Origin of the sequence: Rheinheimera texasensis DSM 17496, from assembly GCF_000711985.1 — a bacterium.
GTDB classification, from domain to species: domain Bacteria; phylum Pseudomonadota; class Gammaproteobacteria; order Enterobacterales; family Alteromonadaceae; genus Pararheinheimera; species Pararheinheimera texasensis.
The window spans coordinates 1,008,166-1,020,829 of record NZ_KL544005.1 but is presented as its reverse complement, the minus strand read 5'-3'; the positions used below and the strand labels follow the sequence as shown (position 1 = coordinate 1,020,829).

Here is a 12,664-nt window from a genome sequence, read left to right as displayed (position 1 = left end):
GGAATCAATGATGGTTAAGCCATTAGTAAAAACGCTGTTGTTGACTGCCGGCCTGTTCAGCACTGCTGCTTTTGCTCATACCGACGAGTACTTAGATACTGTGGTGGGCCCAAACGGTGGTCAGCTGCGGATGGCGGGTGCTTATCACTTTGAGCTGGTACTGGCTAAAGACGCCAAAGCCGGCGCGCCGAGCGCGGTCAAGCTGTATGTACTCGACCACGGTAACAACCCGCAGCCAGCCAAAGATGCCAAAGCCACAGTGCTGATGGTGTCGGGTAAAACCAAGGCCAAAGCAGAGCTGCTGCCAACAGGCGAAAATCTGTTAGCCGGCAGCGCGGCTTACACCGCGGCAGCAGATTTAAAAGCCGTGGTCAATATCAGCATCAAAACCGACCATGGCGAAATCACCGAACAGGCGATGTTTACACCCTTTAAACCGGTGCCGGCCAAAGCTGAAGCTGAGCATGAACATGGTCATGAACACGGGCATGAACAAGCGCACGAAGACGAAAAAGGCCATCAACATTAATTATTTGCGCTGAAGAAGCTGATATCGGAACAGCTTTGCCAGCGAGGCCGGTTTTGTTTTATGCTGACTGCTGGATTTTTCAGCAGGGGCTGCCGATGCCGGTCGTAAAGCTGTGGTGCAAGTGGTTGTTGTGGCTGGTGTTTATCGCACCGGCCTGCGCGCACGCTACAGCGCAGCTCCAGCTGGCCACTGAACAGCATCCGGTGCGGATTGCGGCTGAAGATAACTGGCCGCCATTTTCTGACGAAAACGGCAAAGGCCTGTCTTCACAATTGGTTAGCGCCGCATTTACCCGTAGTGGCTACAAAATTGAGACCCTGGTGGTGCCATATGCCCGCGCTTTGCATTACACCGCCAAAGGCAAAACCGAAGCCTGCTGGAATGTGACACGCCAGGCCAACACCGAACGTGATTATCTCTTACATCAACAGCCGCTGTTTCAGGCGGCTTCTTCGTTTTATTTCCATGGTTTTGCGAAAAACTACCGGTCTGTGGCAGAGATCCCGGACGGCACTGTGGTCGGGGTGATTCTGGGTTATGAATACGGCGATTTGTTTGAACAGCATAAAAAGCGTTTTCAGCTGGTAGAAGTGTCGACCCATCCGCAGCTGATATCGTTATTGCAACACGACAAAGTGGAGCTGGCGATTTTCTTTGATGAGGTGCTGGCGTATTACCTGGCACAGCCCGCCCTGCGGCAAATCCGCTTACAAAAAGGCCAACTGAATCATGTCAGCGATATTTACGTTGCCTTTAGCCGCGTATCACCACGCAGCCAGCAACTGGCCGACGCGCTCGACAAGGGCTTAGCCGAACTGCGCCGCTCCGGCGACTATCAACGCATCCTGCAGCAATTTAAACAAAACCCAAGTGCGGGAGCTGTATTGGGGCGGCGTTAACGCTGCAGCAGCAAGCGAATGTGCGCTAAATCGGGTTTGCGATGCGGTGGCAGCAGGTTTTGATTGACCTGGTCGAACAATTGTTGCGCCTCGGCCTGCCGCTGCAGCTGCCATAAAGTCTCAGCGCGATACAGCTGGCTTTCTGCCTGTGCTATCGGTTCTCCGGCCTGACGGTAATCATCAAAAGCCGTAACAAAATGCCGTTCGGCATCCTGCCATAATCCTTTGAGAGCGCTAACCCGTGCCAGATTAAAATGCGCTTCAGCGCGCAGCGCCGGATGGCCGGTTTTCTCGGCCCAGCCGAGCGCCAGCTGACGGTGCTGCAGTGCTTTGTCGGTTTGCTGCAAATAATTGGCGAAGTGACCAAGGTTATTCTGCAGTTCGTACTGAAACTTAGCGTCCTGGCTGGTTTGATAACGTTTTTCCAGCTGTGCCAGCTGATCATAACAGTGCTGATAGTTACCATCAGCGTACAGCTGCACGTTATAAAGCCGGATAAAGCTCATGGGGTCAGCCGTGCTTTGCTGCCAGTCGCTCATCAGCGCCACGGCTTTATCGAGATATTGCCGGCTCTGCGGTTTGTCACCGCGCACATAGAGCAACTTGGCGTGATAGATATAAATGCGCGCCAGGAAAGCGGTCGGCGCATGCTCTTCTTTGACAAACGCCGAAGTGAGCGCGAACAACGGTTCTGCCGATTGCTGGGAGAACATCGTATCCAGTTTTAATAACTGCACTTCATACCAGAGCCGGCTGCGCGGTTGAATTTGCGTCAGTGCGGCATCGCTGGCTTCGACACAATGGGTATAGGATTGCAGACATATTTGCTGCAGCTGCGCCAAATCAATTGCCGGACGCGCCTGAGCCGGCTGAGTGCTGCAAGCCAGCATCAGCAAACTGACCAGATGCCAATATCGTTTCAACGCCTTATCTGCTCCGCTGCTTATTTTCAGTCTGAGTATATCCGGCGCTGTGGCTGCTGTCCTGCCCCTGAAATCTGCAATATGGTTTTTGTTATCCCACAGTAGCGGCTGGTTGTGCTACACCGTCTGTGGTGCTGGCCGCCAAACTTTGCCCAATTGCCACAGATAACGGCTTAGTACATAACCACAGACGGTCAGTGCCACAGCAAATTCCAGTTGCGCCAGCGCCAGTTGCCAGTGCGCCAGCTGTTGCAGTAAAGGGGCACTTTGCTGTGACAGGTAACCTGACAATTTCAGCAAGGCGGTGGCGCTAATCACCAGCGGAAAAGTGCAGGCGGCAAAAGCCGGATTGAAGCTGCCGCGCAGCAGCTGCGGCAGTTGCCACCAGACGCGTAACGTCAGCAGCAGCGCCAATGCGCTTAATCCCAATAACAGGCTGACCGGCAACGCCGCCGCGAGCGGCAGGCACAGCAGACCAGCTAATGTCAGGCTGCCGGGCGCGGCCAGAATTGCCAGCAAAGGCCGTTGTGGCAGAGGTAAAGGTGTGCCACGGCGTAAGCGGTACAACATCAGCGGCAACATCAGCAGATAAGCCAGTAAACCGGCACCGGCCAGCAGCTGCAATAGCCACTGCGGCGCACTGACTGGCGCTGTCAGCACGGCCACGACAAAACCAATAGGTGGAATAAACCAGGCCGGCACTAAATCAGTCAGCGCAAATTGCGCCAGGCGGTGGCGGATAAAACCAGTCAGTAACGCCAGATGCCCGGCCAGCGCCAGCCACCAGCACAGAGTGGCCAACGCGGGGTTGAATGACTGCCAGGCAGCAGTTTGCACCAGTGTCGCCATGCACATCACCGGCAGCAGACTGCCCGCCACCGGATGCGCCAGCTCTTGCTGTAACAGCTTTGGAGCACGCAAAAACTTCAGCAATACGGCCAGCAGCAGCGGCAACGCCAGTAAGGCAGCGCTGAGCTGGACTTTGCCATCGAAACCAAATAACTGATCAGCACACCAGCCGAGGCTGGCGAGGCCGAGCGCTAAACCTGCGGCCGCAGTCGGGACGCGCTGCAATTGAATATGGCTGAGAAATTGAAACTGGCGCATTGGAGTACCTCACAAGTGGTAGCAATGGCGCTAGCTTAGGTTGCTTTAGATGTTTAGAATATCGATATAAATTTAACTAATCATTTAGAAAAACTATATGAACATCAGTTTTCGACAGCTCAAAGCTTTTGTTGCTGTGGCGCGGCTGGGCAATTTAGGCGCCGCCGCCGACCAGCTGTGCCTGACGCGCGGCGCGATTTCGCAGGCGTTAAAAGAGCTGGAAACTCAGCTTGGCACGCCGCTGTTTGATCGCGCCCATCCGCATTTGTTGCTTAATAGTGAAGGCGCATTGTTATTGCCGCTGGCGGATGAAATGCTGACGCGGCTGGATGATATCGGCGCGCTGTTTGCGCACAGTGGCGACAGCGCCGGTAAAGCGCTGCTGCGCATCGGCGCCAGCCAGACCATCGGTAATTATCTGTTGCCGGGTTTACTGGCCCGGCTGGGGCCGCAGTGGCAGCTCAGTGTCTTTATTGCCAATAGCCAGCAACTGGCCGAACGGCTGCTGGCCTTTGAGCTGGATCTGGCGCTGATTGAAGGCGAAGTCACGCATCCGCAGCTGCATAGTGAAGCCTGGCAGCAGGATCAGATGGTCTTAGTGGCAAGCCCGGCGCATCCGCTGGCGTTGTCGATCACAGCGACGGCAAAAGTGCTGAGTGCCGGGGATTTGGCCGGGCAATATTGGGTACTGCGTGAACCGGCGTCCGGCAGCCGTGAGCAGTTTGATAAATACCTGCGGCCACAGCTGACCAACCCCGGTACTGTGCTGGAACTCAATACCTTAGAAGCGGTGCTGAACACAGTGCAACAAGGCCTCGGTATCACGCTGGTGTCAGAACTCGCCGCGCGCGACCGGCTCGCCAGCGGCGCCTTAGTTGTGTTGCCCTTTAAACAGCCGATGCCGCGTCAGCTGCATTTATGCTGGCACCGCGACAAATACCTGTCCGCGGCCAGCCAACGTTTTATCCGGTTTTGCCGGTTGGGGGATTGATATTTTGGGGGGGGACGTACGCCACGTGGTGGCCAGCGCGCTTCGTTTGCCGCACCTACGTCCTGTTTGGCATTGTAGGTACGGCAAGCAAAGCGCCGCCGTACAATCAACTACAATTCATACCGATCATCCCTATCGGAGGCAATGGAATGCCAAACTATCGTCGTGCCCGTAATACAGGTGCCAGCTGGTTTTTTACCGTAAACCTTGAACAACGGCGGTTGCAGCTGCTGACTGAACAGATCGATTTGTTGAAATCCTGTATTCGACATGTGCACCAGAAAAGGCCATTTTTAATCAATGCTTGGGTCGTTTTGCCGGACCATATGCACTGTATCTGGACCTTACCTGCAGGTGACTGCGACTTTGCCGGTCGGTGGCGGGATATTAAAAAAGCATTTTCGCGTGCTATACCCGTCGGCGAATATCGCACTCCCAGTAGGGAGTTACGGCGAGAACGCGGGATTTGGCAACGGCATTATTGGGAGCATTTAATCCGTGATGCCAGTGATTACCAGCATCACTTTGATTATGTCCATCGCAATCCGCTGAAACATGGCTGGGTCAATCGGGTGCAGGACTGGCCCTATTCCACCTTTCACCGCTATGTAGCTGCAGGCATCTACACTGCCGATTGGTGCGGGGACAGCAATAGTCAGATTGACGGCGACAGTTAGTTGCTGGTTACGACATCAGTACTGTTGTGGTAAACGTACGGCGGCGCAGCGCTTGCCGTACCTACGTTTTACTCTCGATTGTAGGTACGGCAAGCAAAAGCGCCGCCGTACGCCAACAGTTAAAACCTGTTACTGACGTTCAGCTCAATCTCCCAGCTGTCGACGCCTGGGGCTGAGGTCATTGGTGTGGACAGGTCGATGTGCACCACGTGGTTGTTGCTGGATTTGGACGAATAGATCCGCATGCCAACACCGACACTACCTAACCAGCGGTCGGTCAGGTTTTGCCGTAATAAGTCGCTGTTGCTGCGGTAGATGGCATCCATGGGCGGCGGCGGCGACATTGGCGTGATCATATCAATCCCCAAAGGCAGGGCAAAACGCGCAGCAATAGCAGTCGGATTGAGCTGCGCCGGATCTGCGACGCTGCCGCCGTTGACGCGGCCCAGATCAGCAAAAGCGACAAAACCCAAATCCAGCATCTTGTACAGGTTGATACGCGGATACCAGCGCAATTCGCTGGTCAGTACCGTTTTACTGATGCCGTGCTGATACTGCAGCGGATAACCGCGCAGACCGCTGTCGCCACCGAGTTCCAGCGGCAGGTCGGCAAAATTGCGGTTGCGCCGCGTCAGCTCTGCTTTGTTGTACCAGGTAAAATCGCGGTTCAGCTGATAAAAATCTTCCGCCTGAAAGCGCCATTCGCGTAAATCGCCGCCTTGCAGGCCGTCGATGAAATCAAAACCGCCTTCGAGTAACACCAAATGCTGGCGGTCGCCAAAGCCTTTGCTGCTGTGCCCGATCAGACGGTAACCCAAGGAGGTGTCGGCCTGCAGTTTGTTGCTTTGCACACCGGCCTTCAGGCTGTGGTGCCAGCCGAGATTAATGTCTTCGGCGCGGTCGATAAACAGAATGTCCTGCAGCACCCGGTAGTCGTGCTGTTTGTATTCAACACCAACCCAGGGATAAGCCCAGCTGCGGTCTTGTGGCAGCGCTAAGGTTGGTTGCAGCAGCGCCGGGGCAAAACGCCAGTCTTCGCTCAGTACACCGGCCAGCAGCCGGGTGGAAGCGCGGTCCTGATAGGACCACAGCATGCCGGCGCTGAGGTCAACGCGGCGGTGATCCGTTTCAAAGATGTTTTCCAGCGCGCCGTTATGAAACACCTGGGTTTGCTGCAGGTCGCTGAGCCATTCAGTGCGGTACATCCAGCGGCTGTCGTCCTGATAAAACGGTTTTTCCAGTTGTAGTTGCTGCACATGGCCGTCGTCATTGTTGGTCCATTCGGCGGTCAGATAACTGTGGGCGAACCAGTCGCTGCCAGCCGAGCCGGTGACCAGTGACAGCGGCATTTCCAGTTTAAATTCATAGCCGCTGCGCTGGGCGTCACTCTGGTATTTGACTGAGGTACGTACACCAAAACCGAGGAAGTTATCTTCTTTAAAACCAAAGGCATATTTGTTCTGGCCGCCACTGCGACCGAGGCCAAAAGACGGCAACAAGCTCCAGTTGTCCGAAGTTTCAACCACCACATCATAACTTTGGTCGGCATTACAGGTTGGGCTTAACCGCACTTTGGCATCATGCAGATATGATTTGTCGCGCAGCAGCCGTTCGGCTTCGGCCAGATCGCTGACGCTGATTTCCTCGCCAATGGCAAAAGGTAATTCGCGCCCGACTGTGTCGGGGCGGGTGGTGACGTGCGCCCAGTTGGCAAAGTGATGCAGCCAGATGGCATCGGCGTCTTCGACAAAAATCGGCTCGGTGCGAATGTGGATCTGCCCGACGCGGATGCGGCGTTCGTCTGTTGTAGCTGTAGTCTCTTTGCTGCGCGCTGGTTTTTTATGTAGCCAGTCACAGAACAATTCACTGGAGACCGGCTCCACTTGTTGTGGGGTTTCGCCGGCAACAGCGCTGCCTGAGACAAACAGTAAAGGGGCTACAGCGCTGCAGAGCGCACAGTGCAACACCGACAATCGCAGGGAATGCATACTTACCTCCTGCTGCAGGCAGCAAACAGATTCAGTTCGGGCCGGAATTCTTTACTGGTACGGGCAAACAGCGCCGGCAGGCTGTGAAATAAATTATCGTGGCTAAGTGGCTGTTTTTGCTGCTGCTTCAGGCAATCATAGCTCAGTGGTTTGCCGTTTGCCGGATCAAAGTGCTGGCCAAAACTTTGTGACATCCACCAAATCAACGGCACGCCGGTTTGCGCTTTGGGTGCCATCCAATACGGCAGACCGTGCAAATAAACACCGTTTTCACCGAGCGATTCGCCGTGATCAGAAATATACAGCATGGCGCTGTCGGGCAAAGATTGCAGCTGCTGGATCACGCTGGCAAGTAAGTCGTCGGTTGCCAGCAGGCTGTTGTCATAGGCATTGATAATGTGTTGTGGCGGGCAATGATTCAGCTCTTTATCGGTACATTCCGGGCCGAATACCTTTTGCTGTGCCGTACTTCTGCGGAAATATTCCGGGCCGTGGCTACCAAGCTGGTGCAGCACAATAATGCGGTCTTTGCCCGCAGGCTGCGCCAGCTCACGCTTGAGTGCCTGCAACAGGATGGCGTCGGTGCAGCCATCACTCTGGCATTCCGGCAGTTCAAACAGCATCTCGTGTTTGACCCGGTCACAAACGCCTTTGCAGCCGGAATTATTGTCATACCAGCTGACTTCCACGCCGCTGCTTTGCAGGATATCCAGCACATTGCTGCTGTTTTTTGCCGTGGTTTCATCATACCGCTCGCGGCCCATCCAGGAAAACATACAAGGCACTGAATGCGCGGTGGCGGTGCCACAGGAGCTGACCTGGCTAAAGCTGATGACCGGTAACTGGCTTAAGCGCGGATTGGTTGGCCGGCTGTAACCATTCAGTTGAAAATGGTCGGCGCGGGCGGTTTCCCCCAGCACCAGCACCACAGTTTTCGGCGCTGCGCTGGGCGCAAGATTACGCACATCAGTGCCAAGCACCTGAAAAGTCGGCGGAAAATGTGCGGCGATTTGTTGCTTAGTCACTGAAATACTGGCCGACAGCGGGCTGATCGGCAAGGCAAAAAACTTCACGTCGCGGTAGTTACGGAAAAAGCTGGCAAGTTCAGCATATTGCGTTGCGGCCACAGCACCAATGCCGCTTACCAGCAACAATAGCGTCAGCAGCCACTGTGCGGCAGAGCGACGCCAGGATTGGCTTTTAAACTCAATTTTTAAGTTGAGCCAGCCCAGCAGCGCGAACCAGCCGGCCGTGGTGAAAATCAAATCCGGATTGAGTAAACCACTGGCTTCGGCGATGTCGGTTTCCAGCACGTTTTGCAGCATGGAGCGGTCAATCACAGTACCAAAGTGGCTGATAAAATAATGGCTGATGGCGGCGATAAGGAAAAAGCCAGACAGCAGACTACGTTGCAGCCGTGGTAAACCGGGCACACTCAGCAACACAAACACCAGACTGTTCAGCAACCACAATACCAGCAGCAGAACAGCCTGCAGGCCATATTGGCCCGGAATTTTTTGTTGCACCTGCGCCAGAAACGGCGCGCAAAATAACGCGGTCGTTAATAGCGCCAGCAGCATGGCGTAGACGCCCGGCAACATCACAAAGCGTTGGGTGCGGGTCAGAAAAAAGCTGTGGCTACGCTGCAGCCAGTGCAGAGTCAGTTCAGTCATTTTGGATAACCTGAGAATATGAAGTTGGTAAAGAAACGGGGCTTAGACGTTGGCGTAAGGCCGGCCAATAGGCACACAGACATGCCATGCTCCAGCACCAGGCTGCACTGGCGATGTCATGGGAAATAAAATGTGCGCCACGGAGTTGCTGCACCAGGCCCAGACCAAAACCGAGCGTCAGGCTCAGCATCAGCGCCGGCCGTGCCAGCGTCGGATACAGCTGTAAGCAGAAGAAGTACAAACCAAGCCAGGCGAAACCGATGCTTGCATGGCCGGCCGGAAAACAGGCGTTGGGCGCGCGGTTGGCGGGCCAGCTGCTAAATAAACCGGTGAAGGACTGCGTGCCGCCAAAGGCCTGTAAATCCCAGGGACAATCCATCGGCAGGCTGTGTTTGATGATGGCGACACCGGCGAGGCTCAACGTCAGGCTCAATAACAGGCGACCATGCGCCTGCTGGTGGATGCTGGTCCACCGGCTTGCCCGCTCTGTCAGGCCACGGGCGCGTCGATATTGGTGCAGGCTAAGTCTCAGGACAAAATGCAGTAACAAACCGGCGATAAGCAGTTGATTCAGGTTGCGCACACCGCGGTGCAGCACATCTTCCGTCAGCCAGTGATGCTGTAAAGCCCAGCTTTGATCCTGCAGCTGATACCAGAATGTGCTGAGCGCAAAATCAAAACCAAGGCCATAACAGAGGCCAAACAGTGTAACCAGCACCAGCAAAGGGCGCAGCAACAGTTGTTTAGCAGGGGGGAATACAGTAGTCAGCGACACAAAGCACCCAAGGGCAGTACGGCAATGTACCAAGCCTAACGGGGCAGTCTTAAAGTAAACTTAAGTAAACAAATTATCTGTAGGTGATGCAGCAATGGTCAGTTGGTTGGTATCGCAGGTCGGTGTTAAAGGTCGGTGGCGCTTTGCTTACCGACCCTACGCGATCATTGGTTGAGTTGCAGTCAGGGCTTTTGGTGTTGCTGTGCTTTGACATGCAGCATCAGGTTTAAAAAAGTATCAGTCCAGTATTCATCTTTATGTACGGCCAGAAACTGTAGTAACTCGGCGTGCGCCGCGGCCGAGATTTGCAGATGGTCGCCGCCAATACCGTGAAAAGTGAAATTGACCATAGTGCCTTTTTCGCCGGCGGCTTTGACCCAGGCGATCAGCTGTGCGCCTGTGACATCACTGGGGGCTATCACCGGCACGGCGTGGATATTCAGTCGCTGCATATCCGCCACCACGCCGCCGACTGTAGTTTTCATCGCAACAAAATCCTGCGTCAGCATTGGTAAATAGGGTGTGCCGGCAGCCAGCTGATCGGTGCAGGGCGCAGTGAAAGTGCGTTGGGTGTTGCCATCAATGGCCTGTAAAAAGGCGTTCCCTAAGCGGATTTCGTCCACTAAGCGCGCTGCCGGGATCCGGTCTAAATCCCGATCCGGACTGACCCAATCCCGGTTCGGCAGCGATTTGGCACATTGATGAAACAGTGAATGATTCCCCAGTTCATGGCCCTGCGCTGCAGCGGCGCGCCAGTCGGCCAGGCGGGTTTGGATAGTTTCTGCTGAGAGTGGCAGATAAAAACTGCCTTTGAGGCCTGCCGCGTTTAATTGCGGGATGGCAGTATCGAGTTGGCTTGGCACTGCATCGTCATAAGCCAGGCTCACCGCCGCTTTGGCGCCATTGGGCCAACTGAAGGCTGATTTGGCCGGGGGCGTTTCAGCAGCCAGAGCCTGGCCACAGAGCATGATAGCTGCCAACATCCATGATTGTTTTGCCTGTGTCGGCATGTGCGCACTCCTGTGGGTTATGTGTTGCTGAGCTGACCAGATCCCGGATTTTCCACCACTTATCCCTTTGGATAACGATGGATCGCCAGAGCGCTGCAGGCTGAATACACTGCTTTTTTATCACAAGGATGTGTATGTTGCCTACCAGATCACCCGTTGCAGCCGCTGTGTTTGCGTTGATATTTCTGAATGCTGTTTGGAGCGTTGCTGCGAATGAGCAGGCGACAGCCGTCAACACTTTATCTGCCGGGCAAATCGCTGCCAAAGTCCAGCAGGCGACGGTTGCGTTAAATGATGTCGCGCGTAAAGGCGCCACCCAGGCTCAGGCTGACCAGCTGTTTGCGCTCTACAGTGCCGATTTTGTCTATCAGCATGACAAATACGGCGGGATTTATCCGCGTGAACAGCTTTACCGCAATACATTACGGATGATCCAGAACGGCGGCGACAATACGCTGACCGACCGCTATCAGTTGCTGCAGATCCTGCCAGGTGAGTCGTCAGCGGCGGTGCTGCGGCTGACGCGCGACGGCCAGCAGCATTTGTCGGTGTTTGAATTTAGTGGCGATAAAATCAGTAAAATCAAAGAGTATTGGTAATATGGAACGCCTGCCGTCGTCAGGGCAGGCCATTGTGGCCTCAGATTCAAATCCTGTTACGAAAAACCAGCAGTAGCGCGCGCAGTACATGATAAGTTAAGCCATATCTGTCTTCAGTATCCTGACGCAAGCGGAGTCTGAACGTGAAAATTGGCTGGTTTTCCTGCGGTATCGCTTGGCTCTTTGGCATGGCCAGTACGATCACTGTCACTGCACAGGAATATCCGCGTGAGCTGAAGTTCACGCCGGTCGAGCAGCAGATCTGGCAGCTGACCATGCAGCGTCCCGTCGCACCAGCGCCGCACATTCTCGAAAATCTTCAGCAGCTACCCGCGGCAGAAACGCCGGCCTGGTGGTGGCTGCAGCGCTGTCGTTTTGCCCTGCAGGCCGGTGATAAAACCGCGCTTGACAGCGCCCGCGCTGCACTCAAACAACTGGAAAATCAAAATGCTGCCAATGAATTTGCCGGCAGCGCCGCTGGTTACAAATGCCAGCAACTGAGTAAATTCAGTGCCGGCGAGTCGCTGGATACCCGGCAACTCAGTTTTCTCGCATATCACAGCCTGACCGCACGCGATGCGCCGGCACTCCACGCCTGGGTTGGGCTTGATTATGCCCGCGACGCGCTGCAAAGCGGTTTTTATGACAGTGCCGCCAATGCCGTTGGTTTGGTGCTGACTATTGCCCGGCGTAATCAGTTGCCACAGCTCGAAGCCGACAGTCTGGCGGTGCAGGCCGACATTCAGGCTGCTGCAGAGCAATATCCGGAAGCCCTGCGTACTATCAATCAGGCCCTGCCGCTGCAGACAGAGCCCAGGCAATTACAGCACCTGCAACTGACACAGGCCGATATTCTGCTGGCGACCGGGCGGGGGCAGGAAGCGCAGGCGTTATATCAGACGCTGTGGCAGCAACAATTTTTACAAGCCGGGATGGCGTTGCTGGCGCTGTATTTACAGCAAACGCCTGCTGATACGACGCCAGATTTGCTGATGCAACTGAGCAACGAACTGCAGCAACATGCGGCGCAAAGCGGCGACCGCGAATGGATTGCCATCAGCCGGTTACGCCATGCGATGGTGTTGCTGGTTAGCGGCCAGCCAGCGCAGGCGCAACTGCAGTTTGACGATGCCAGCGGCTGGCTGCTGCAGCACCGGCTGGCTTTGTATATACCGGAACTGCAGCGCTGGGCGCTGCTGCTGGCAAAACATGGTCAACAGCAGGCTGCTTTTAACGCGCTGCAGCAAAACCTGCGCTTGCAGCGTCAGTTAGACGCTGACGAACACAACACGCAGGCGCAGCTTAGCAGCACATTGTTAATTGCCGAGCAGCGTAGTCGCGAGTTGAAACTGGTGGAGCTGCAGCAGCAACTGAAGATCAGCCGCGCTGAGGTGCAGGCCAGGCAACAACAGCTGTGGCTGCTGACTGGCCTCTGTGCTGGATTAGCGCTGTTGTTATTGGGGCTATTGTGGCGACGGATTTATCGCTGACGC

Annotated in this window: 12 protein-coding genes; 6 read left to right on the top strand and 6 right to left on the bottom strand. The window is 55.1% G+C overall.

All coding sequences use genetic code 11. The annotated features are described in order from the left end of the window. Positions 1–10 precede the first annotated feature (10 nt). Together Q399_RS0115110 and Q399_RS0115105 are read left to right on the top strand one after the other, a co-directional pair. A complete protein-coding gene (locus Q399_RS0115110; protein ID WP_051686043.1) occupies positions 11–529 on the top strand; it encodes a hypothetical protein in 519 nt (172 codons plus the stop codon). 95 nt (positions 530–624) lie between these two features. After that, positions 625–1,428 (top strand): substrate-binding periplasmic protein, encoded by an 804-nt coding sequence (locus Q399_RS0115105; RefSeq protein ID WP_157836324.1) that lies wholly within the window; start codon positions 625–627, stop codon positions 1,426–1,428. Here the strand turns inward: Q399_RS0115105 and Q399_RS0115100 are convergent. Together Q399_RS0115100 and Q399_RS0115095 are read right to left on the bottom strand one after the other, a co-directional pair. After that, positions 1,425–2,351, bottom strand: coding sequence for a tetratricopeptide repeat protein (locus tag Q399_RS0115100; protein ID WP_031569818.1), 927 nt, complete (start codon positions 2,349–2,351; stop codon positions 1,425–1,427). The two genes, Q399_RS0115105 and Q399_RS0115100, sit on opposite strands and share 4 nt — an antisense overlap. A gap of 117 nt (positions 2,352–2,468) precedes the next feature. Further along, positions 2,469–3,458 (bottom strand): SLAC1 family transporter, encoded by a 990-nt coding sequence (locus Q399_RS0115095; RefSeq protein WP_051686041.1) that lies wholly within the window; start codon positions 3,456–3,458, stop codon positions 2,469–2,471. Positions 3,459–3,555: 97 nt separating this feature from the next. Here Q399_RS0115095 and Q399_RS0115090 point away from each other — a divergent pair, with 97 nt between their 5' ends. Next, positions 3,556–4,449 carry a LysR family transcriptional regulator gene (locus Q399_RS0115090; RefSeq protein ID WP_031569814.1) on the top strand — a complete coding sequence of 298 codons (894 nt, stop codon included), beginning with the start codon at positions 3,556–3,558 and terminating at the stop codon, positions 4,447–4,449. 149 nt (positions 4,450–4,598) lie between these two features. Beyond that, positions 4,599–5,126: an REP-associated tyrosine transposase gene (locus Q399_RS0115085; RefSeq protein WP_031569812.1), complete on the top strand. Its 528-nt coding sequence runs from the start codon at positions 4,599–4,601 to the stop codon at positions 5,124–5,126. A 119-nt stretch (positions 5,127–5,245) separates the two neighbouring features. On the opposite strand, the gene Q399_RS0115080 is transcribed toward Q399_RS0115085, so the two are convergent. From Q399_RS0115080 to Q399_RS0115065, 4 genes are all read right to left on the bottom strand, one after another. Next, positions 5,246–7,114, bottom strand: coding sequence for a BamA/TamA family outer membrane protein (locus tag Q399_RS0115080; RefSeq protein ID WP_031569811.1), 1,869 nt, complete (start codon positions 7,112–7,114; stop codon positions 5,246–5,248). 2 nt (positions 7,115–7,116) lie between these two features. Continuing rightward, positions 7,117–8,787 (bottom strand): phosphoethanolamine transferase, encoded by a 1,671-nt coding sequence (locus tag Q399_RS0115075; RefSeq protein ID WP_211253350.1) that lies wholly within the window; start codon positions 8,785–8,787, stop codon positions 7,117–7,119. Then, positions 8,780–9,562 carry a phosphatase PAP2 family protein gene (locus Q399_RS0115070; RefSeq protein ID WP_157836323.1) on the bottom strand — a complete coding sequence of 261 codons (783 nt, stop codon included), beginning with the start codon at positions 9,560–9,562 and terminating at the stop codon, positions 8,780–8,782. Before Q399_RS0115070 ends, Q399_RS0115075 begins: the two co-directional genes overlap by 8 nt. A gap of 182 nt (positions 9,563–9,744) precedes the next feature. Then, positions 9,745–10,572, bottom strand: coding sequence for a polysaccharide deacetylase family protein (locus Q399_RS0115065; RefSeq protein WP_031569803.1), 828 nt, complete (start codon positions 10,570–10,572; stop codon positions 9,745–9,747). 134 nt (positions 10,573–10,706) lie between these two features. Here Q399_RS0115065 and Q399_RS0115060 point away from each other — a divergent pair, with 134 nt between their 5' ends. Together Q399_RS0115060 and Q399_RS0115055 are read left to right on the top strand one after the other, a co-directional pair. Next, on the top strand, positions 10,707–11,171 hold the full coding sequence (locus Q399_RS0115060) for a hypothetical protein (protein WP_031569801.1): 465 nt from the start codon (positions 10,707–10,709) through the stop codon (positions 11,169–11,171). 143 nt (positions 11,172–11,314) lie between these two features. After that, positions 11,315–12,661, top strand: a complete 1,347-nt coding sequence (locus Q399_RS0115055) for a hypothetical protein (protein WP_031569800.1) — start codon at positions 11,315–11,317, stop codon at positions 12,659–12,661. The last annotated feature ends 3 nt before the right edge of the window (positions 12,662–12,664 follow it).

Bases quoted from the DNA above. Each gene is read 5' to 3' on its own strand.
- Q399_RS0115090 (WP_031569814.1), top strand. From the start codon at position 3,556: ATGAACATCAGTTTTCGACAGCTCAAAGCTTTTGTTGCTGTGGCGCGG.
- Q399_RS0115105 (WP_157836324.1), top strand. From the start codon at position 625: ATGCCGGTCGTAAAGCTGTGGTGCAAGTGGTTGTTGTGGCTGGTGTTT.
- Q399_RS0115110 (WP_051686043.1), top strand. From the start codon at position 11: ATGGTTAAGCCATTAGTAAAAACGCTGTTGTTGACTGCCGGCCTGTTC.
- Q399_RS0115080 (WP_031569811.1), bottom strand. From the start codon at position 7,114: ATGCATTCCCTGCGATTGTCGGTGTTGCACTGTGCGCTCTGCAGCGCT.
- Q399_RS0115060 (WP_031569801.1), top strand. From the start codon at position 10,707: ATGTTGCCTACCAGATCACCCGTTGCAGCCGCTGTGTTTGCGTTGATA.
- Q399_RS0115075 (WP_211253350.1), bottom strand. From the start codon at position 8,787: ATGACTGAACTGACTCTGCACTGGCTGCAGCGTAGCCACAGCTTTTTT.
- Q399_RS0115095 (WP_051686041.1), bottom strand. From the start codon at position 3,458: ATGCGCCAGTTTCAATTTCTCAGCCATATTCAATTGCAGCGCGTCCCG.
- Q399_RS0115065 (WP_031569803.1), bottom strand. From the start codon at position 10,572: ATGCCGACACAGGCAAAACAATCATGGATGTTGGCAGCTATCATGCTC.
- Q399_RS0115085 (WP_031569812.1), top strand. From the start codon at position 4,599: ATGCCAAACTATCGTCGTGCCCGTAATACAGGTGCCAGCTGGTTTTTT.